This window comes from Methylobacterium sp. Leaf106, from assembly GCF_001422895.1.
Classification (GTDB): domain Bacteria; phylum Pseudomonadota; class Alphaproteobacteria; order Rhizobiales; family Beijerinckiaceae; genus Methylobacterium; species Methylobacterium bullatum.
Map to the genome: position 1 here is coordinate 101,622 of NZ_LMNB01000004.1, position 21,186 is coordinate 122,807.

The window sequence follows — 21,186 nt, forward strand, 5'->3', positions numbered from 1 at the left end:
CGGAATGGGCTGGGGCGTGGATACGCGATCGACCGGGCGGTGTCCAAACGCGACGCATGGTGGCGGGAGCGCCCGCCTTCCGCTTCCGCGCTCCATGCCGTAAGGCCGCGGGACACATCTCAGGACACCGATGCGCGCATGATCCGCCTCGAGAAAATCGGCAAGCAGAACGGACGGCAGATCGTCTTCATCGAGGCGTCGGCCGCGCTCCAGAAGGGCGAGAAGGTCGGCCTCGTGGGGCCGAACGGCGCCGGCAAGACCACCCTGTTCCGGATGATCACCGGCGAGGAGGAGCCCGACGAGGGCCAGGTCGCCACCGACCGGGGCATCACCATCGGCTATTTCAGCCAGGATGTCGGCGAGATGGCCGGCTGCTCCGTCGTCTCCGCCGTGATGGACGGGGCCGGCCCGGTGAGCGTGGTCGCCACAGAACTGAAGCAGATCGAGGCCGGCCTCGCCGATCCGGACCGGATGGACGAGATGGATGCCCTCGTCGAGCGCTACGGCGAGGTCCAGGCCCGGTTCGAGGAGCTCGACGGCTACGCCCTCGAGGGCCGGGCCTACGAGGTTCTGGCGGGCCTGAGCTTTTCCCAGGAGATGATGGACGGCGACGTCGGCAAGCTCTCGGGCGGCTGGAAGATGCGTGTGGCTTTGGCCCGCATCCTCCTGATGAACCCGGACGTGATGCTCCTCGACGAGCCCTCCAACCATCTCGACCTGGAAAGCCTGATCTGGCTGGAAGCCTTCCTCAAGAACTACGAGGGCGCCCTGCTGATGACCTCGCACGACCGCGAGTTCATGAACCGCATCGTCTCCAAGGTCATCGAGATCGACGGCGGTACCCTCACCACCTATTCGGGGGATTACGTCTTCTACGAGCAGCAGCGGGCGCTCAACGAGACGCACCAGCAGGCGCAGTTCGAGCGCCAGCAGGCGATGCTCGCCAAAGAGATCAAGTTCATCGAGCGGTTCAAGGCGCGGGCCTCCCACGCCGCGCAGGTGCAGAGCCGGGTGAAGAAGCTCGACAAGATCGGGCGGGTGGAGCCCCCCAAGCGCCGGCAATCGGTGGCGTTCGAGTTCCAGCCGGCGCCGCGCTCCGGCGACGACGTCGTCATCATCAAGAACGTGCACAAGCGCTACGGCAGCCGCACCATCTACGAGGGGCTAGACTTCTCCATCCGCCGCCGGGAGCGCTGGTGCGTGATGGGCATCAACGGCGCCGGCAAGTCGACCCTGCTCAAGCTCGTGACCGGCTCGACCCCGCCCGACGACGGCAGCATCGCGGTGGGGGGAAGCGTCAAGCTCGGCTACTTCGCCCAGCACGCCATGGACCTCCTCGACGGCGAGCTCACCGTATTCCAGGACCTGGAGCGCTCGTTCCCGCAGGCGGGGCAGGGGAGCTTGCGGGCGCTGGCCGGCTGCTTCGGCTTCTCGGGCGACGACGTGGAGAAACGCTGCCGCGTGCTCTCGGGCGGCGAGAAGGCCCGGCTGGTCATGGCCAAGATGCTGTTCGACCCACCGAACTTCCTCGTCCTCGACGAGCCGACCAACCACCTCGACATGGGCACCAAGGAGATGCTCATCACCGCGCTCGCGAACTACGAGGGCACGATGCTGTTCGTGAGCCACGACCGGCACTTCCTCGCCGCCCTGTCGAACCGCGTCCTCGAACTCACCGCCGACGGCATCCATCAATATGGCGGCGGGTACACCGAATACGTCGCGCGCACCGGCCAGGAGGCACCGGGGCTGAGGAGCTGAGCGGCTGATTTCCCCCTCTCCCCGCAGGCGGGGCGAGGGGATGCACGGCAATGAAAGCGCCTCGAACCCGATCACCCCAGGAGACCGACCATGGATGCCAAGCTTGCCGACATCGTCAGGGCGGCGGCCACGCAGGCCCGGCGCAAGGCCCGCGCCTTCGACGCATCGTCGTCGAAGGACGCACTGCCCTGGGCGGTGGTCGAGGCCTTCGATGCCGACGTACGCGGACATGTGGAACGCGACCGCCGCATCGAGGAGGAGCGTGACCGGGTCCTCATCGCCGCGGTCAATCTCGCCGAGACGCCGCCCGAGGACGGCGACGAGACGGTCGGGGCCGCGCGGGATGCCCTCATCGATGCGATCGACTACCTCGAACAGGCCGTCCTGCGCTTCGGAAGCGTCAACCGCCAGGGAGCCCGCCTCGGCTACGGCGAGACGGGACAGAGAGTGGCCGACGGACGGTGAGGGTTTCGCCCTCCGGGGGTGAACCCGGTCGGTCGACATGAGAACGGGCCGGGCTCCCGCGAGCCCGACCCGTTTGCAGGTCCGCGCGGTGGAGTCGGGTCAGGCGGCCCGCACCGTGGCGAGGAAGCGGTGCACTTCTCCGGTGAGATGTTCGGATTGCTGGGACAGTTCGCCAGCGGCGCCGAGCACCTGGCTCGCGGCGGCTCCGGTCTCTTCGGCAGCACTGGCCACGCCGGCGATGTTGCTCGTCACCTCGTTGGTACCGGCCGAGGCCTGCGAGACGTTGCGCACGATCTCCTGCGTCGCCGCGCTCTGCTGCTCGACCGCCGCCGCGATGGCAGTGGCTACGGCATTGATGTCCCGGATTCGCATCGTGATCGAACCGATGGCCGAGACCGCCTGGCCGGTGGCGCCCTGGATGTGGCCGATCTGCTGGGAGATCTCCTCCGTGGCGCGAGCCGTCTGGTTGGCCAGTTCCTTCACCTCGGCGGCGACCACCGCAAAACCCCGGCCCGCTTCGCCCGCGCGTGCGGCCTCGATGGTAGCGTTGAGGGCGAGCAGGTTGGTCTGGCTGGCGATGGTCGAGATCAGGCTCACCACATCCCCGATCCGGCTCACGGCACCGCTGAGTTCCTGCACCAGGCCGGCCGTGGTGTCGGCCTCCGTGACGGCGGATTGCGCGAGAGTGGCGGAGCTCGAAACCTGTCGGCCGATCTCCTGCACGGACGTGCCGAGTTCCTCGGCGGCGGCAGCGACGGTGTTCACGTTGACGGCGGCTTCCTCGGCGGCGGCGGCCACGGTGGTGGATTGCGACGCGGTCTGCGTTGCCGTCACCGTCATGGCCTGCGCCGTGGCCTGAAGCTCGGTGGCCGAGGAGGAAACCATGCCGATGATGCCGCCGACGGCCGTCTCGAAATCCTCGGCCATCTTGCGCGTGCCCGCCCGGCGCTGCTCCTCGGCGGAAGCCCGGGCGAGGACCGTGTCCTCTTCGAGCTGACGCGTGCGGATCAGGTTGGTCCGGAACACTTCCACCGCCTGGGCCATCTCGCCGATCTCGTCGCGGCGGCCCATGGAGGGGACGGCGGTCGTCTCGTCACCGCCGGCGATGTGACGCATGGCCTGGGTCATGCGCTCGATCGGGCGGGCCACGCCGAGGAACGAAAAGATCATGGCGGAGACCGCCATCACGATGCAGACTGTGAGCATGATGGTCGAGATCCGGATCGCTTCGGCCTGCTGGCTGCGCGCCGCCTCTCCGGCGGCATTGGCGGCCGCCACATTGATCTCCACCAGACGGGTGGCCGCGTCGGCGACCGCCCGATAATTCGCGTGGTTGCCCTCGCGGAAGAAGCTCAGCGCCTGCTCCCTGTCGGTCTCGCGCATGGAGCGGAGCTTTCCCCAATCGGCCTTGAGAATCTCCATCTTGGCGATGAGGTCGTCGTAGGCCGCCTTCTCATCCGCTCCGGTGATCAGGGGCTTGTAGTCTTCGACGGACTTATTGCGCTCCAGCATCATCTCGTTCGCAAGCTTGAGATCGGCCTGCTCGATGGTGCTGTTGGGAGCGGTCAGGTAGCGCAGCTGGGACGTACGGACCCGGAGCACCAGACGATTGATCTTGTCGGCCTGGGTCACCGACGGCACGGCATTGTCGACTAGAACGGCGATCTTGGTGCCGATGTCCTGAAGCTTGTATAGAGCCACCAAGCCCTGCGCGGCCGAAATCGAAACGACGATGCTGAATAGACCTATCAGTACGGCCTTGACCGATAAACGCATGACTTATACCCCCCCAACGATACGATGATAACAACCTGATAGAGGATCTTACTTAATATTCCATAACTACTTGTATGCAATATAATTCATCTTAAAGTGATTTCTATTAATCTTGACTAAACGATTGATTATTCAAACTTATTTAAATAAAACTTTTGATCTATCCACCATTACTTGAATAATGACAAATCATAGATTAACACGCTCACCTCACGAAAACGTTACCGCGAAACCTCTCTCAGTATTCACGAGCATCACACCTTGCTGCCAATAACGGCACAGCAACGTCACGGTGAGGCGTGCCTGATCTCTCACTGACCAAGAGCATAAGGGTCTCGCGCGGAGGTTTGCGGCGTCATGGTTCCAGGCGAGCCAAGCAAGACCGCTCAGCCGAGCCCGCCCGTCAGGACGTAGCAGCATGCGGCGATGAGCGCGGCGGCGGGCAGGGTCAGGACCCAGGCGACGACGATGTTCCCGGCAATACCCCAACGCACCGCCGAGGTCCGGCGGGCCGCGCCGACGCCGACGATGGCGCCGGTAATGGTATGGGTGGTCGAGACCGGGACACCGAGCCATGTCGCCAGGAACAGGGTAATGGCGCCACCCGTCTCGGCGCAGAAGCCCTGCATCGGGTTCAGCCGGGTGATCTTCGAGCCCATCGTGTGGACGATGCGCCAACCGCCGAAGAGGGTCCCGAGCGCCATGGCCGATTGGCAGGCCAGGACCACCCAGAGCGGAACGTGGAAGCTGCTCCCCAGATGCCCCTGCGAGTAGAGCAGCACCGCGATGATCCCCATGGTCTTCTGGGCGTCGTTGCCGCCATGGCCGAGGGAATAGAGCGAGGCCGAGACGAATTGCAGGAGGCGGAAGCTCCGGTCGACCCCGAACGGCGTGGCGCGCCGGCAGGTCCAGGACACGATCAGCACGAGGAGGAGGGCGAGCAGGAATCCGACGAGCGGCGAGAGCACGATGGCCGCGATCGTCTTCGACAGGCCGGACCAGACCACGACGTCGAGCCCCGCCTTGGTGACGCCCGCCCCGACGAGGCCACCGACCAGGGCGTGCGAAGAACTCGACGGGATGCCGAGCACCCAGGTGGCGATGTTCCAGGCGATGGCGCCGACCAGCGCGCTCAGGATGACGCGCGGATCGATGATCCCGGCATCGACGATCCCGGTCCCCAGGGTCTGCGCCACGTGAAGGCCGAAGAACAGAAACGCGATGAAGTTGAAGAACGCCGCCCAGAGCACCGCGTATTGCGGGCGCAGCACCCGGGTCGAGACGATGGTGGCGATGGAATTGGCCGCGTCGTGCAGGCCGTTGAGGAAGTCGAAGAAGAGGGCGACGGCGATGAGGCCGGCCAACGCCGGCAGCGCGAGGGAGGCGGCGTCCATGCCCGTCACACGTTCTCGATCACGATGCCGCTGATTTCGTTGGCGACGTCCTCGAACCGGTCGACCACATCCTCCAGATGCCCGTAGATCTCGGCGCCGATGATGTAGGCCATGGTGTCGCCGTCGCCGCCATCCTTGCGATGGGCCCGGTAGAGGGCCTTGAGGCCGCGCTCCTGCAACTCGTCCGACCGCCCCTCGACGCGAGTGATCCGCTCGGTGAGAGAGTTGATCCGCGCCGCATGGGTGCCGACCGCGTTGAGAAGGGGGATCGTCTCGGCCGTGAGCAGCGCCGCCTCGATCACGGTGTCGCCCATCTCGCGCATGAGAGGCTCGAAGGAGCGGATCTCGTAGAGGGCGATGGTCTTCACGGTCTTGTTCATCTGGTCGATGGCATCGTCCATCGATTGGATCAGGTCCTTGATGTCGCCGCGGTCGAACGGGGTGATGAAGCTGCGCCGGACCGCGAGCAGGACCTCCGCGGTGATCGCATCGGCCTCATGCTCGCGGTCGACAATCACCTGGCAGTAGTCCGGCACGCCGTCGCCGCCCTTCAGGACGCCCTGGAGCGCCTCCGCACCCGCGACGAGGGTCTGGGAATGGCGCTCGAACAGGTCGAAGAAGCGATCCTCCCGCGGCATCAAGGCCCGAAACCAGCCCATCATTCGGCGTGCCCCTTCCCGATGTGGCGGGCACTCTCCGTTCGGCGTCGCAGGCTATGTCAGCCGTCGTGCCACCGTGGCCGTGAGAGTCCTGCCGGTCGGTAACGTCTTCGAGGCCGCTCCGGTGCCGGTCATTCGCTCCGACCCCGTCAATATTCCCATTCGGCGCCCACCCCCACGGCGGTGCGGCCGTCGCTGCCGGCCTCGCCCTGGATCTTGATGCGGCGGGTCACATCGTAATCTACCGTGGCGGCGGTATCCTGGGGCTTGGCGCCGGCCTTCACACCGACGCTGAGACGATCGCTGAGGTAGCGCGAGGCCCCCAGCGCCGGGCCACCGCTGGCGCCGGTGGAGACATCGAGGCTGTCGAGCCCGAGCCCCTTGCGGGCCTGTTCGAACACGTCGGGTCCGCCGGCACCGCCTGAGAGCTGCGACACCGCCTGGGCGAGTTGCAGCGCCTGGAACGGCGAGAGACCGCCGGCCGCCTTCTTGAACAGCAGCCGTGACAGCACCTCGTCCTGCGGCAGGGACGGGTCGGAGGTGAGGACGAAGTCGGGCTGGTTGGCCGGGCCGGTCACGGCGACGCGGGCGGTCACCTCGGCGGCCTTGGTCTCGGCCTGGAAGTCGAGATCGGGGATCGCGAGTTCGCCGTTGAAGGCGAGGCGGCCGCGGGTGAAGTCGAGGCGCTGGCCGATGATGCTGAGACGGCCGCGGCGCATGGCGAAATCACCCACCGCCACCGGGTCACGAGAGGTGCCGGTGAGGCGCAGGTCGCCGCCGAGTTCCGCGTCGATGCCGCGCCCGCGCACGAAGATGCGGTTCGGCGCATGGACGGCCACGTCCAGCGTCGCGTCGAAGGGTGGAGGCGCCTTCCTGCGCTTGCCCAGAGCCGCGACCTTCGCCTTGCTGTCGGCCTTCGCATCGACGCGCGCCCGCACGTCCGCGGGCGTATTGACCCGGCGCACGCCGGGCAGGGGCTGCACCGTGGCGGGCAGACGATCGGGGACGGTCACGTCGACGGAGACGAGGTCGACCCGCCCCGACACTTTCGGCGTCCGCGCCAGAGGACCGCTCAAGGCGAGGTTGAGACTCGCGGTGGCGGTGACGATGGGGCTGGAGACGAGCTCGGCCCGCTCGGCGGTGATCTTGAACGTGCCGGGGAACCCGCCATTCGGGTCCAGGGCCACGCGGCCGCTGGCCTGGAGGCCGCCGCCGTTCCGGGTCTGCGCGGTGAGGCGCTCCACCACGAGGGTATCGCCGCGCCCGGTGACGCGGCCCTCGATCTGCTTGAGGGCGATGCCCTGGAGCGGATCGGTGAAACTGCCGCCGGAGAGGGTGGCGGCACCCTCGGCACGGGGCGCGTCGAGGGTGCCCGACACGCCCCCGTCGAGGGCGATCCGGCCGGCGACCCGCTGGCCGCCGACGCTGAGCAGGCTGTTGGCCATGGCCGCGTCGAAGGTGCCGCGCAGTTTCAGGGCGATGGGTCCGCCCGCCGAGACGGGCAGGAAGCCGGCAAGCGTCAGCTCGGCCCCGCGACCGGCCGAGACCCGGCCCTCGATCCCGGCGCGGCCGTCGCTCAGGGTGCCGCTCGCCTTGGCGTCGATGGGCGGCAGGCCGGCCTTGCGCGTCTCCGGCGTCACGACCTTCGCCACCGACAGGGCATAGCGCCCTTCCGGCCGTGCGGCCGTGCCGCGGATATCGGCGTCCCCGTCGAGGGTGCCGGTGAGGGCGAGGCTCGGCGAGGCGATACGGGCAAGCGCCAGGGGCAGCGCCCGGATGCCGAGCTTCAGGTCGAGATTCGATCCGGCCCGTCCGGCGAGGCTGACCCGACCGGTACCGGCTGCGATGACGAGGCCGTCGATGACGGCCGACCCCCGGTCGAGGGTGACGGTCGCCGGGCCGGCCAGTGCCAGACGATCCTTGCCGCGTGACGCGGAGAAGCGCGACAGCTCGATTCGCGTGGCCTCGGCCGGAACCAGCCGGGCGGCACCGTCGAGATCGAAGCCGCGCGCTTTGGCGGTGAGGGTGATGTCGCTGGCATTGGGCGACCCCACGGCCAGGAGGCGCACGGTGTCGATGGACTCGCCGGCGGCGATGACCCGGTCGGCATTGACACGCCCGTCCACGACGGGATGGGCGAGGAGATCGCGGCCGGTGAGGTCGGCATCGAGCTGCGCGAGGCCGATCTCGCCCGAGCGCAGGGAGACGCCCTTGGCCTTCACCGACGCGTCCTGGCGTCCCCCCTCGCGCGAGAGGGCGACGGTCGCGTCGAGGCTGCCGGCGAGCGGCGTGAGGGCGAGCGGCGACAGGTCGTCGAGATTGGCGGCCGAGAGCGTGACGCTGCCCTGAGTCAGGAGGGTCGCCGCATCGACGGCCGCCTTGCCGGCGAGGGTGGCCGAGCCGAGATTCACCGCGAGCCGGTCGAGGGACCAATCCGCACCCGTGCGGGCGAGATGCACGTCCCCGCGCAGGGTCTTGCCGCCGATCTCGCCGCCCAGCGCCACCGTTCCGTCGAGCTCCCCGGTGAGGTCTTTGAGCGTCGCGGCCACGCGCACGTCCCGGATCGGGCGGCCGAGTGCGCGTCCGTCGGCGGCGGTGAGGGTGGCGGTGAGGTCCGGCTTCTCCAGGGTTCCGGAGAGCCGCCCGTCGAGGAGGGCGCGGCCGGAAAGGCGCGGATCGATGGCCGAGAGGGTCTTCACGTCCACCAGGAGCTTGGCGTCGGCGAGGCGTGCCGTGGCCTTGCCCTCCAACCGGGCCACCATCTCGGCGCCGTCGAGCTTCACGCCATCGAAGCTGTACCCGTCGAAGACCTGAGATAGTCTGCCCGAGAAATGTGGCTCGCGGCCCAGGAGCCGGTCGAGGGCCGGCAGGCCGAGGACGAGTCCCTTTGTCGTCGCGTCTACATCGGCGGTCACTGCCTTGCGGGCGGGGTCCCCGCTCAAATTCGCCTTCACGGCGACGCTGCCGGCCAGGGTCCGGTCGGCGACATCGGAGAAGGCCGAGAGATCGGCGAGGCCCGCCTTCAGCGTGCCGGTGAGCGTGTTCTGGCCGACGCGGCCGGCATAGGAGAGCGTGGCTGTGGGCGCGTCGAGATCGAACGCCGCCACATCGACCACGCCGTCGGGCTGGAGGGTGCCCCGGAAGGTGAAGGCACCCCGCGATCCCACCGCCCGGCGCAGGGCCGGGTCGGCGAGCTTCAACCCCTCCACATTGGCATCCGCACGGAGCGCGAAGCGGGTGGCGCTGGGATCGCCGCCCGTGGGTTCCATGGCGAGGCTGGCGGCGATCCGCTCGAGGACGTTGCCGTCCGCGCGCAGGCCCGCCGCCTTGAGGTCGCCGTTCACCCGTGGCCGGGCGATAGGACCCTTCACGGTCCCGTCGAAGACGAGGGTGTCGAGCTCGGCATTGGCCGCCTTGGTGACGCTGCCATCGGTGGGGACGGCGCGGGCGGAGATCGTGAAATCGGCGACCCGCTCGGGCGTGAGGTTGCCCGAGGCATCGAGGCGGGCGGTGCGGGAGGCGAGGGCGAGGCGGTCGATGCCGAAGGCGCCGTTATCGGCAAAGCGCAGGGCTCCGTCGAGCTTGGTGGTGCCGGAGAAGATCGCCGCCGCCGGGCCGGGCAGGAGGCCCTCGATCCGCGAGGAGAGGTCGAGGGTGAGGGAGCGGTCGGCGCCGGCGCGGGCGATGCGGGCCGTGCCCTTCGCACCGAGATCGGGGCCCGCGTCGAAATCCAGCCGAGCGTTCCAGGCATCGAGGGTGCCGCGTCCGTCGAGATCCAGGTTGATCGGCGGCTCGCCGGGGAGATTGGCGAATTTGGAGAGGAGGCCACCGGCGGCCTCCACCAAGGTGGTCTTCACCTCGAGCTTCTCGCCCTTGGGCACGAAGAGCAGGCGGGCGACGAACTGCCCAGTGGCGTCGAGGCGGCGCACGGACAGGTCGAGGTCGAGCCCTTCGGACGGGGCGCCGAGCTTGGCCTTCCCCTCGGCGGACAGGCGCGCCGGCTGACCGGCGACGGTCTCGCCGAGGACGAGTTCGGCGAGCTTGAAGGCGGTGATCTCCACCTTCACGGGCAATTCGGGCAGCAGCGAGCCATCGGGTTCCGGCGTCGCCGAGACCGGGGCGGGGAGGGGACGGCGCAGCACTTCGAGGCGGCCGATCTCCAGGCTGTCCACCTGCAGGCGACCCGAGAGGAGGGCGAGGCGGCTCCAGACCAGGCGCGCCTTGTCGAGCTTCAGCCAGGCGCCGTTGCGATCGCTGATCACCACGTCGCGGATCGTGGCGTTGGAGGACAGCGCCCCGTCCACGGCACCGATGGATACCTGGGAGCCCGGCGTGGACAAAGCCTTCGACAGGAGCCCGCCGAGCACGGTCTTCTCGCCGTCGTCGGCACGGGTGTGGGTGGCGGGAACGGCGATGCAGACGGTCAGGCCGATGACGGCCACGATGACGCGCGTTCTCCCTCCCCCCTTTGCGGGGGAGGGTGGCCCGCGAAGCGGGTCGGGAGAGGGGAGCGCCGCATTCGGAGAGGTCGTCCCCTCTCCCGCCTGCTCCGCAGGCACCCTCCCCCGCAGAGGGGGGAGGGTCGATGCGCACCGACCGGAAACCCGTCCGAAAAATTCCATCAGAACGACTGCCCCAGGCTGATGTACAGGGCCACGGGACGCTCGCGGTTCCCCTTGATGCGGTCGAGGGGGAACGCCACGTCGACGCGGATCGGGCCGATGCCGGTATAGTAGCGGAGGCCGAGGCCCGCCGCGTAGCGGATGCGCTCCTCGAAATCCGGCAGGCTGCCCTCGAAGGCGGTGCCGGCGTCGAAGAACGGCACGATCCCGATCGTGTCGGTGATCTTGACCCGCGCCTCCACCGACGCTTCGAGGAGGCTGCGCCCGCCCACCGGCAGGTTGAACGGCCCGCGCGGGCCCAGCGTCCGGTAGGGGAAGCCGCGCACCGAGCCGCCGCCGCCGGCAAAGAAGCGTATATTGGCCGGTATGTCCTCAAGGCTCGCGCCCGAGATCGAACCGAAGCCGATGCGGCCGGCGAGGATGTAGCGGGCCTCGTCGTCGATGGCGTAGTAGGTCGAGCCCTGCGCCTTGGCGACGAAGATTGACGGATCCGAGCCGAGGAACCCGGCATAGGGGGTCACCGAGGCGGTGGCCCGGAACCCCTGCGTCGGGTCGAGCAGGTTGTCGGTGGAGTCGTAGGCCACCGACAGCGGCACGCCGACGAGGCGGTAATCGACCTTGCCGAGCGCGTCCTGCGAGCGGCCGGCCTGACCGTCGATGCCGATCTGCGCGTAGAACGTGTCGGAGAACCGGTGCCGGATGCCGATCGTGCCGCCGGCCGCGTCCGAGACGTAGGATTGCTGGGCCTCGCGGCCCGCAAAGACATTGGCCACGAGATCGTTGCGCGTGCCCCACAGGGCCGGCTTGACGAAGGTCGCCGAGACCCGGCCGCCCAAGCCGTTCGAATCGATCCCGGCGGCCTTGCGCTGCGCAGCGTAGAGGTCGTTGCCGAGATAGTAGATGTCGGCGTCGAGCCGCAGGGTCTCGCCGCCGCCGAACAGGTTGCGGTTGGCGTAATAGGCACGGATGCCCGGGCCATCGACCGTGGAGAAGCGGGCCGCGACCCCGATCAGGTTGCGGTCGCGCTCGGTCACGTCGACGAAGATCGGCAGGTTGCCCTGCGCGTCGAGCGCCTCGCCCTCGCGCACCCGGACCGAGCCCAAGGCCTCGACCTTGGCGACGGACCGGCGGATGTCGGCCACGGCCTTGGGCGAATAGGGGTCGCCCGGCTCGCTGTAGATGAAGGAGCGCACCACCGCCGGGTCGATGCCGGTGGTGCCGCGCACGGCGACCTCGCCCAGCCCCGCTATGGGGCCGGGATCGATGGTGAAGCGCACGTCCATGACATGGGCGGCGTCATCCACCACCGGATCGCGCGAGACCGCCTTGGCGAAGGGATGGCCCAGGGCGCGGAAGCGATCGACGATCTTCGCCTCGCGGGCGAGCACGGTGGCCGAGCGGGCGGGGACGTCGTCGCCCACCCGGACGAAACGCTCGGGCAGCACCTCGGACGGGAAATCGTTGCCGCGCGGATCGGAAGCCGCCACCGTGCGGAGCTTGTAGAGCGGACCGGCATCGACGACGATCTTCACGGGCACCAAGGCCCGGTTCCGGCCGCCCTCGGCGGCCCGCGCCGCAGCCGCCACCGAGGCCTCGCCCGACAATTCGACCTCGTCGATGCGGATGGCGACCTTGCCCTGGTAGTAACCGTAGCCGGAGAGCACGTCGGACAGGCGGCGAAGGTCCGCCTCCGCCCGCCGCACGATGCCCTCGCCATCGGGCGGCGCGTCCTGGCGCAGGCGATAGAGCGTGGAGGTGTCCTGCAGGGCCTGTAGAACGTCGTCGTCCTCGAGCCCCTGGAATTTCACCGAATAGGGCAGCGTCTCGCGGCTGGGCGCCGGCGGCTCCTCCTCGGAGCCGAACAGGCCGAACAGGTCGAAGGCGACGGCCGGGGAGGAGGCGAGGGCGGCCATCGACACGCCGCCGAGGACGGCCAGGGCCACGCCCGCGCAACCGTGTCTCAAACCCCTGCCATTGGAATTCTGCATACCCGACATCACGAAGCGCGACCCGCCCTCATGATCCGCCACGGCGCAACCCCGACGGTTCGTCCGCCCACCTTCGATTCCGTCATCCCGCCCCCGCTTCGATGCCGGTCAACCTTCCGTGACGACCCCTCACCGGGTCGTTAAGGTCGTTCCTCGCCCCATGTCGCAGAGTGGCAAGCCTAGCCGTCGCCCCCGGCGAGGGCAACCACAGGCAGTGCCGCAGCCCGGCCCCGTCATGTCCGCGCCGCAGAACCCGTCCGTCATTCAGTCGGCTCGCTTTCGCGATGGAAATCGCAGGCCATGTCGGGAACCCGGAACGGCCGGGAGCCTTGTCTGAGAATCGCAGGCACCCTAACTTTCACCTATCGGACCTTGTCTTCAACGATCCCCCGCCGGTTCATTCCGGGTCGCACGCCCAGCAGTCGCTGCAGAACTGCCGCGGGCCGTCGCTTCGATCCCATCGCATCTCCGAGACCCTGCGCCCTGTCGGCCGCGCGTAGCGTAACCGCGGCCCGAGAGGCTCCTCCACACTTTATTCGAGACGAGGGCGCGACCCCTGCAATCGCGTTCCTCCCGACGGCGAGAAGGACATATCCATGAGCACGGGCACCGTGAAATGGTTCAACGAGACCAAGGGCTACGGCTTCATTCAACCGGATGACGGCGGCAAGGACGTGTTCGTCCATATCTCGGCCGTGGAACGCGCCGGCATGCGCAACCTCATCGAGGGGCAGAAGCTGTCCTACGAGATCGAGAACGACCGCCGCACCGGCAAGCAATCCGCCGGCAACCTCCAGGCGGCCTGAGGCCTGGACGAACGAGGGCCCTCCCGGTGAGGCCTTTGTTCAACACATGCATAAGAAGCCGCCCTGCCATGGGCGGCTTCAGTTGATTCCGGCCGAATCGTGAGTCATTGGGCTATCCCATTCGATTCCGTCCTTCGATGATTCACAGCAAGGCTCAGCGCCGCGCGCTTCCGCTCGCGGAACGGGCCGAGACGCACCACCCGAGAAAGGTCAGATGAGCGCCTTCGACTACAGGAATTTCGACGACCGCCGTAAGAACTCCGCCAGCGCCAAGCAGATGCTGCTGGAAAAATTCAAGGCCCGTCCCCCGGCGGATGACCCGGAAATGATTGCCAAGGCTCAGGCCCGCGCCGCAATCGCCCGTGCCCGGGACGAGAGGGCTCGCGAACGCGAAGCCGCCCGCATCGCCGCCGAAAAGAAGGCTGCCGAGGAGAAGCGCGCTCGCGAAGAGGCGGAACTCGCCGCCCAGATCGCCCGCGAAGAGGAAGAGACTCGTCTCGCCGCCGAGCGCAAGGCGATCGACTTGGCCGAGAAGAAGGCCCAGCGCGATGCGCGCTATGCCGCTCGCAAGGCCAAGGCCCGTCGCTGAAGGCCTGGATGGGCCATCCCTCGCAAGGGAGGCCTCGTCGTCTCGATGACCGCCAAGGGCTCGGATGGTTGTACCGGATCTCGTATCCGGTGCTTCTATCCGGGCCCTTTCGCGTCGTCGCCGAGGCTCACGCCGAAGTCGGGCGAGAGCGCCTGTGTCAGGCCTCGTTCTCGGCTTCGCCCTCGTCCTTCTCGGACGTCGTCTCGACTTCGCCCTTGGGCTCCGTATCCGCCTCGGGGCGGGGGCCGGCCTTGAACGAACGACGCGGAGCGTTGCCGCGCTTCATCTGCGCGGGCTTCTCGATGGCGCCGAGACGCTCGGAGAGCTGCTTGGCCCGCTCGTTGAAATCGTTGGTGGTACGCGACTGAGACGCACCACTCTTGAACGCATTCGCCACTTGGGCCTCATGGAGTTGCCCAGGGCACGGGTTCGTGCGGGGTTGGCCGTGTTCTAGCACGGTTTGCCGCCGAGCGGGCAGTTAACTGTCCGACACGGCGAGCGACGGTCCGGCGCCGGACCGTTCCGGTCCCCTGACGGGACCGGGACCAGCTTTAGAACCGGGCCGTCAGGAACAGCCGGACGTTGCGGCCGGGCAGCAGGATTTCATCCTTCTTGAACGAGGCCGAGTTGCGGATGTCGTCATCCAGGAGGTTGCGACCCTGGAGCCCCACCGTCACCTCACTGGCACCGTAGATCACCGGATCGAGGGACTGCGTATACGCCAGCTCGGCGCGCAGATCGTTCCAACCCCGCGTCAGTGTCTCGAACGGCGCGATCTCGGTATGGTCGAAGGCGTGGAGCAGGTTCACGCGGCCGAACCAGCCATTCGCCCGCAGAAAAGCACCGCCACCCAGGCGATGGGGGGGGATCCGCGGAACGTAGGAACCGTCGTCGAACTGCGCCCGCACGAAATCGTACTGCGCCTCGATCCCGGCCCAGCCGTCGCCGACGGGAAGGATGTCGAGTTGCGCGCCGATCTCGGCGCCGTAGAAGGTCGAGTTGGCCTGTGAGTAGACAATCTGGCGCAACTCGTCGCCGCTGCCGCAGGAGGCGAAATCGTCGTCGCAGCGGTTGCCGGTATCCCGGCGGTAGATGAAGCCGGTATAGCGCGTGACGTATCCGGTGGCGTCGAGGCGCAGGGGACCTTCGGCCCGGCGCAGGCTGAGCTCCACCGTGCGGGCACGCTCCAGCTTCAGGGTCGGGTCACCGATCTCGAAGGTCGCGGTGGCATCGTGCGGCCCCTGCGAGAACAGCTCGTAGCTGGTGGGCGCGCGCTCGACATAAGAGCCATTGACGCTCGCCACGAACCCGTAGGGCAGGTCCTGCAGCGCGCCGAAGCTGAGGCTCTTGGGGGCGAAGCGGCGCGTCAGCGCGGAGCTCGACGGATCCGTGCCATTGGGCAGGTAGTCGGCGGGGAACAGCGTGGCGGTGCTGTTGAGCCGGTCGTTCCCGATGCGGCCCGCCGCCTGGAAGCGCAGGCCGCCCCCGACCGCCAGTTCCTCGAACAGGTAGGTGGCGAGGGAACGCGATTCCGTGGCCGGCAGGAAGCTTTCGAGCTGCGAATTGAGGACGCGCCGGCCCGTCTGCAGGCCGACAGCGCCGGTGAGGGTGCCGAGCGCGGTGACGACCGGCACGTGTTGCGCCTCGAACCGGGCCTCGACCTCGCGGTTCTTGAAGATCGCCTGCACGCCCTCGAGGCCGCTCGCCCCCCCGGAATCCTGATGCGCGATACCGATCTCCTCATGGCGGTAGACCGACCCGCCGGCCCAGAACCGGAGAACCTCGAACGGCCCCTGAAGCGGCCGATACTCGCCACGGGCGAGCACGCGATCCTGGTTCGGGGTCAGCCGTGTGCGGGCCTCCTCCGCGTCGCCTCCGGGAATCTGGTACATCGCCTCGTAGTGGCTGAACGACACGCCGACGAAGCCGCGATCGCCGATGGCCGAGATCCCGATGGAGCCGCCCTGCGTCTCGGTGGCCGAGTTGCGCTGGATGCCGCCGGGAATGGCGTAGGAATCGGTGGCCGTCTTGAAGCCGTCGGCATGGACCGCGATACCGTTGGCCCCGGCATCGACGCTCACCGCGCCGAGCCTTCCGTTATCGACGCTGGAATAGCCGGTGGTGACCTGGCCGGAGACGCCCCGGGCCGGGATGAAGGTGGGCACCTGGTTGTTCTCGGACGAGACCACGCCGCCGATGGCGCCCGAGCCGTAGCGCAGGGTCGCGGGGCCGCGGATCACCTCGATCCGGTCGGCGGTGAGCGGGTTGACCGGCACCGCATGGTCCTCGCCGAGATCGGACACGCCGCCATTGACGATGCCGTTCTCCTGGATCCGCACCCGCGCGTTGTCGAGGCCGCGAATGATCGGCCGCGAAGCCGCTCCGGGCGCATAGGTCGAGGACGAGATGCCGGGGCGGTCGGAGAGGGCGTCACCGAGGGTGCGGGGCTGGTTGCGCTGAATCTCGGAGCGGGTGACCACCGTGACGGGCGAGAGGCTGTCGCCGACGACCGGCAGCACACCGGTGGGAAAGCCCCCTGCGGCGGAAGGGCCGGGGGCGGGGAGGATCGGGCTCGCGGACGTCACGCTCAGTTCCGAGAGCGTCGCCTCGGCCTGCTGGGCCGCGGCGGGGGCGATCATCGCGCCGGATGTGAGACCCGCACCGGACAGCATCGTCCCGGCCAGCCAGATCCTCGATCGTCTCATCCGCATCACGCCCCGAAATCACTATGTTATAATGTTTCATTGCTGAGTGCGTTTCATGCGGCAAGGGGAGATATGGTCCGCGTCGCGGTTGAAACCCGACTGTGGCCGATGCGCATCATCGCCGAAACGGTCGGCGGCGAGCGATGAGTGTGGATGCGACGAAGGCAGCGCTTGCGCGCGGCCTCGCGCGGGCAAAGATCCCCGTCGTGATCTCCCTGTCCCTCCTCGGCGCGATCTTTCGCGTGTTCTGCCTCCTCCTGCTCGGTCTGTTTCTTCTGCCGCTCGGCAGCCATGCCCTGTGGTGGATGGCGCGGGGCGGTGGCGCGGCGGACTGGGCGGTGGCCGACTGGTCGAGCGCCGGGCTGTTGCGCCCGCCCAAAGCGTCGGACCCGGCACTCGTCCGGGTCTATGCGGCGCGGGTCGGGCGCTGGCGGGGGATCTTCGCCCATCACAGCTGGATCGTGGTGAAGCCGGACGGCGCCGCCCGCTACACCCGCTACGACGTGGTCGGCTGGGGGATGCCGGTCCGCACGGACGGCTGGGCCGCGGACGGACGCTGGTTCGGCAACGATCCGCAGACCGTCCTCGCCCTCGACGGGGACGATGCGGCCCGCGCCATCCCGTCGATCCGCGCGGCGGTGGCCGATTATCCCTACCGGGCGCTCGGCACCTATCAGGCCTGGCCCGGGCCGAACTCCAATAGCTTCACCGCCCATGTGCTGGCCCGCCTTCCGGAGGCGCAGGCGATCCTGCCGCCGACGGCTTTGGGCAAGGACTGGGCGCCGCCGGGCCGCATCGTCGAGCGGACGCCGAGCGGCACCGGCATCCGGCTGACCTTCAGCGGCTATGCCGGGCTCACCGTCGGCTGGGTCGAGGGCATCGAGTTGAACCTCCTCGGCCTCGTCGCGGGGCTCGACCTGCGCCGCCCCGCGATCAAACTTCCCGGCTGGGGCAGGATCGGAACGGCATGACGACACCCCTCCTCATCCGCCCGGCGGAGCCCGGCGACACCGATGCGATCTGGTCCATCCTCGAGCCGGTGATCCGGGCCGGCGAGACCTATGCGCTGCCCCGCGACGGCTCGCGCGAGGCCATGCTGGCCTACTGGTTCGCCCCGGCAAACCAGGTCTTCGTCGCCCTGGACGGGGGCAGGGTGCTCGGCACCTACATGCTGAAGGCGAACCAGCAGGGCGGCGGAGCCCATGTGGCCAATGCCGGGTTCATGACCCATCCCGATGCGGTAGGTCGCGGCATCGCCCGCGCCATGGGACGGCACGCGATCGAGGGTGCCACCCGCCAGGGCTTCCTCGCCATGCAGTTCAATTTCGTCGTCGCCAGCAACACCCGCGCGGTGGCCCTGTGGGAGAGCCTCGGCTTCTCGCGGATCGCCCGCTTGCCCGAGGCGTTCCGGCATCCGGGCCTCGGGCTGGTCGATGCCCTGGTGATGCACAGGAAGCTCGGGGCCGACGACGCGTCGTAAAGCGCACGCGCGACCTTTGCGCTCGCGACGGAACCTCGGCACGCGGGAAACCTTGTCGGGTGCTTCCCTCAGCGAGCCCCATGCCCGATCCCTCCCCGCCGCCGAACGGCTCGCCCCTGCGCGTCACCGTCGATCTCAACCGATGCCAGGCCTACGCCCAGTGCTGCTACGCGGCGCCGGAGCATTTCATGCTGCATGGGCGCGAAGCTTTGTTCTACGACCCCGCGCCCTCCGCGTCCGACCGTCTCGCCATCGAGCGGGCGCGGGTATCCTGTCCGGTCCAGGCGATCCGCGTCGAGGACCCGGAGCGGCAAGGCCGATGACGAGCAGGAATACCGAAGGACATGCGGTGGTGGTCGGCGCCTCCCTCGCGGGCCTGCGCGGCGCCGAGGCCCTGCGCCGGGCGGGCTTTGCCGGCCGCCTCACCCTCGTCGGCGACGAGCCGCACCGCCCCTACGACCGGCCGCCGCTCTCGAAGGCCGCCCTCACCGGCGAGATCGCGCCCGAGGCGACCGCGTTGCCGAACCTCCATGCCCTGGATGCCGAATGGCGGCTCGGCGTCGCCGCCACAGGCCTCGACCGGGAGGGCCGCGAGGTCCGCCTCGCCGATGGCGCGACCCTGTCCTACGACCGGCTCCTCATCGCCACCGGATCGCGCGCCCGACCCTGGTCGAATCCGACTGAGGCGGGCCTTGCCGGGGTCCATACCCTGCGCGGGCGCGACGATGCCGCCGCCCTCCGGCGGGCGCTCGCCGCCGGCGCGAAGCGCGTCCTCATCATCGGCGCGGGTTTCATCGGCTGCGAGGTCGCGGCCTCCTGCCGGGCCCTCGACCGCACCGTCACCCTGATCGATCCGGGACCGGCACCCCTCGCTAGAATCCTCGGGCAGCCGGTGGGCGAGATCGTCGCCGCCCTGCACCGAGCTCTCGGCGTCGACCTGCGCAGCCGGACCAAGGTCGCGCGGCTCGAAGGCGATGCGTCGGGCCGGGTGGTCCGGGCCATTCTCGATGACGGCAGTGAGGTGGAAACCGACCTCGTGGTGGTGGCGTTGGGCGCGGTGCGCAACACCGAATGGCTGAGAGGTTCCGGGCTCGATGCCGGCCCAGGCGGCGTCCTCTGCGACGAGGCCGGTTACGTCCTCGACATGGAGGGACGCCCCGACAGGGCCATCGCCGCGGCCGGCGACGTGGCACGGTTCCCCCATCCGCTTTACGACGGCCGCCCGGTCGCCCTCGAACATTGGGGCCACGCGGTGGCCCAGGGCGAGCATGCCGGGCGCCTCCTGGCAGGAGCGGCCACGGGCGCGGCCTATGCCGAGATGCCCGCTTTCTGGTCGTCCCAGGGCGGCGTCACCATCAAGTCGGTGGGCCTGACCGAGGGGGCGGATGCCATGGTCTTCGCGCAGGGAAGCCCGAAGGAGGGCCGCTTCGTCGTGGTCTATGGCGCCAAGGGACGCTGCATCGCCGCATTGTCCTTCGATTCAGGGCGCTGGCTCCCCGCCTATGCCGAGCAGATCGCAGCGCGCGCCCCGTTCCCACCGATCCGCGTCGGGGTCGACCTGCACGGTCTCGCGGTGCTGCAGCCGGGCTTTCCCGAGGAACGGACATCGTCATGAAGGCCGGATTCCTGTTCGAGGCGGTCAAGGACGAGGCCAACCGGGCCGATCCCTATCCGCTCTACGCCCGCTTGCGCGAGACGCCCGTCTCGCGCCAGGACGACGGCACCTATGTGGTCTCGACCCATGCGGCGATCACGAGCCTCCTGCACGATCCGCGGATCAGTTCGGAGACCCTGCCGCCGAGCGAACGCCCGCGGACCGGCAACCCGCTCTCGGACTGGATCGTCAACCCGGTCAAGGATCACGTCACAAACACCCATCGCCCGTTCATCTTCCGCGATCCGCCGGACCATGACCGGCTGCGGATGGCCGTGATGGGGCAGTTCACGCATCAGCGGGTCCATGCCATGCGCGGACGCTCGCATGACCTCGTGGCCGAACTCCTGGACAAGCAGAGCGATGCGACGAGCTTCGATCTCGTCTGCGACGTCGCCTATCCGCTTCCCGTCACGGTGATCTGCGAGATGCTGGGCGTGCCGCCGGAGGACGAGCCGCAATTCCACGGCTGGGCGACGCAGCTCGCCTCGGCCCTCGAACCGGACAACCTCGGCAATGAGGAGGCACGGGCGAAGAACATCACCACCTTCGACGAAATCTCCACCTACATGCGCGGCCTCATCAAGGAGAAGCGCCGGCACCCGCAGGACGACATGCTGTCCGGCATGAACGGCGAATCGGGCAAGGACGGTGGAGCGGGGATGGGCGAGGTCGACCTCATCGCCACCGCCATCCTGCTGCTGGTGGCCGGCCATGAGACCACCGTGAACCTCATCGCCAACAGCATGCTGGCTCTGGTGCGACACCCCCACATCCTCACGCGGCTCGCCGGCGAGCCGGACCTCGCACCGCGCCTCATCGAGGAGATGCTGCGCTACGACCCGCCGGTGCATTTCCGGACGCGGCGGGCGTTGAGCGCCATCGACATCGCCGGCACCACCATCCCGGAGGGCGCCGACATCGTGCTCCTCCTCGCCTCCGGCAATCGCGACCCGGCGGTGTTCCGCGACCCCGACCGGTTCGACCCGGATCGGCCCGATATCCGCCATTTCGGTTTCGGCGGCGGGCTCCATTACTGCGCGGGCGCGCCGCTCGCCCGATTCGAGGCCGAGGCGGCCCTTGTGGCGCTGGCACAGCGCCTCGTCCATCCGCGCCTCATCGACGATCCGCCGCCCTATCGCTCGGGCGCGGCCCTGCGCGGCCCCATGCATCTTCGGCTCGCCATCGACGGAGTGGCACCCCGCCGCTGACCTCGCTCGGACACGATTGCGGCCTTGCCGCCACACCGTGTCCGAAAAGCCGGGGCGACGCGCCTTTCCCTTGTCA

At 68.7% G+C, this 21,186-nt stretch carries 16 protein-coding genes; 9 read left to right on the plus strand and 7 right to left on the minus strand.

Annotated features, from left to right (window positions below):
• The first annotated feature begins 138 nt into the window (after positions 1-138).
• On the plus strand, positions 139-1,761 hold the full coding sequence (locus ASF34_RS06055; protein WP_056159699.1) for an ABC-F family ATP-binding cassette domain-containing protein: 1,623 nt from the start codon (positions 139-141) through the stop codon (positions 1,759-1,761).
• A 90-nt stretch (positions 1,762-1,851) separates the two neighbouring features.
• Positions 1,852-2,226: a hypothetical protein gene (locus ASF34_RS06060; protein ID WP_056159702.1), complete on the plus strand. Its 375-nt coding sequence runs from the start codon at positions 1,852-1,854 to the stop codon at positions 2,224-2,226.
• Between the two features lie 99 nt (positions 2,227-2,325).
• Here ASF34_RS06060 and ASF34_RS06065 read toward each other — a convergent pair whose 3' ends face one another.
• The 5 genes from ASF34_RS06065 to ASF34_RS06085 all read right to left on the minus strand — a co-directional run bounded on the left by ASF34_RS06065 (position 2,326) and on the right by ASF34_RS06085 (position 12,590).
• Positions 2,326-4,002 (minus strand): methyl-accepting chemotaxis protein, encoded by a 1,677-nt coding sequence (locus ASF34_RS06065; RefSeq protein ID WP_056159705.1) that lies wholly within the window; start codon positions 4,000-4,002, stop codon positions 2,326-2,328.
• A 386-nt stretch (positions 4,003-4,388) separates the two neighbouring features.
• Positions 4,389-5,396: an inorganic phosphate transporter gene (locus tag ASF34_RS06070; protein WP_056159706.1), complete on the minus strand. Its 1,008-nt coding sequence runs from the start codon at positions 5,394-5,396 to the stop codon at positions 4,389-4,391.
• 5 nt (positions 5,397-5,401) lie between these two features.
• Positions 5,402-6,058 carry a DUF47 domain-containing protein gene (locus tag ASF34_RS06075; RefSeq protein ID WP_056159709.1) on the minus strand — a complete coding sequence of 219 codons (657 nt, stop codon included), beginning with the start codon at positions 6,056-6,058 and terminating at the stop codon, positions 5,402-5,404.
• 146 nt (positions 6,059-6,204) lie between these two features.
• Complete coding sequence (locus tag ASF34_RS06080; protein ID WP_056159712.1) at positions 6,205-10,497, minus strand: translocation/assembly module TamB domain-containing protein; 4,293 nt, start codon at positions 10,495-10,497, stop codon at positions 6,205-6,207.
• 179 nt (positions 10,498-10,676) lie between these two features.
• A complete protein-coding gene (locus tag ASF34_RS06085; RefSeq protein ID WP_056159762.1) occupies positions 10,677-12,590 on the minus strand; it encodes an autotransporter assembly complex protein TamA in 1,914 nt (637 codons plus the stop codon).
• A gap of 671 nt (positions 12,591-13,261) precedes the next feature.
• Here ASF34_RS06085 and ASF34_RS06090 point away from each other — a divergent pair.
• Together ASF34_RS06090 and ASF34_RS06095 are read left to right on the plus strand one after the other, a co-directional pair.
• Positions 13,262-13,471 (plus strand): cold-shock protein, encoded by a 210-nt coding sequence (locus ASF34_RS06090; protein ID WP_018043862.1) that lies wholly within the window; start codon positions 13,262-13,264, stop codon positions 13,469-13,471.
• Between the two features lie 214 nt (positions 13,472-13,685).
• Positions 13,686-14,060: a DUF6481 family protein gene (locus ASF34_RS06095; RefSeq protein WP_018043861.1), complete on the plus strand. Its 375-nt coding sequence runs from the start codon at positions 13,686-13,688 to the stop codon at positions 14,058-14,060.
• Positions 14,061-14,217: 157 nt separating this feature from the next.
• Here the strand turns inward: ASF34_RS06095 and ASF34_RS06100 are convergent, their stop codons facing one another.
• Together ASF34_RS06100 and ASF34_RS06105 are read right to left on the minus strand one after the other, a co-directional pair.
• Positions 14,218-14,457: a hypothetical protein gene (locus ASF34_RS06100; protein WP_018043860.1), complete on the minus strand. Its 240-nt coding sequence runs from the start codon at positions 14,455-14,457 to the stop codon at positions 14,218-14,220.
• 154 nt (positions 14,458-14,611) lie between these two features.
• Entirely contained in the window at positions 14,612-16,732 is a 2,121-nt protein-coding gene (locus ASF34_RS06105; protein WP_156465641.1) for a TonB-dependent receptor, read from the minus strand.
• 176 nt (positions 16,733-16,908) lie between these two features.
• Here ASF34_RS06105 and ASF34_RS06110 point away from each other — a divergent pair, with 176 nt between their 5' ends.
• The 5 genes from ASF34_RS06110 to ASF34_RS06130 all read left to right on the plus strand — a co-directional run bounded on the left by ASF34_RS06110 (position 16,909) and on the right by ASF34_RS06130 (position 21,110).
• Positions 16,909-17,736, plus strand: coding sequence for a DUF3750 domain-containing protein (locus tag ASF34_RS06110; protein ID WP_018043858.1), 828 nt, complete (start codon positions 16,909-16,911; stop codon positions 17,734-17,736).
• Positions 17,733-18,245 carry a GNAT family N-acetyltransferase gene (locus tag ASF34_RS06115; protein WP_018043857.1) on the plus strand — a complete coding sequence of 171 codons (513 nt, stop codon included), beginning with the start codon at positions 17,733-17,735 and terminating at the stop codon, positions 18,243-18,245. Before ASF34_RS06110 ends, ASF34_RS06115 begins: the two co-directional genes overlap by 4 nt.
• Before the next feature lie 80 nt (positions 18,246-18,325).
• On the plus strand, positions 18,326-18,568 hold the full coding sequence (locus ASF34_RS06120; protein ID WP_056159719.1) for a ferredoxin: 243 nt from the start codon (positions 18,326-18,328) through the stop codon (positions 18,566-18,568).
• Entirely contained in the window at positions 18,565-19,860 is a 1,296-nt protein-coding gene (locus tag ASF34_RS06125; RefSeq protein WP_056159722.1) for an NAD(P)/FAD-dependent oxidoreductase, read from the plus strand. The genes ASF34_RS06120 and ASF34_RS06125 overlap by 4 nt, the downstream gene beginning before the upstream one ends.
• On the plus strand, positions 19,857-21,110 hold the full coding sequence (locus ASF34_RS06130) for a cytochrome P450 (RefSeq protein WP_056159725.1): 1,254 nt from the start codon (positions 19,857-19,859) through the stop codon (positions 21,108-21,110). The genes ASF34_RS06125 and ASF34_RS06130 overlap by 4 nt, the downstream gene beginning before the upstream one ends.
• Positions 21,111-21,186: the final 76 nt, after the last annotated feature.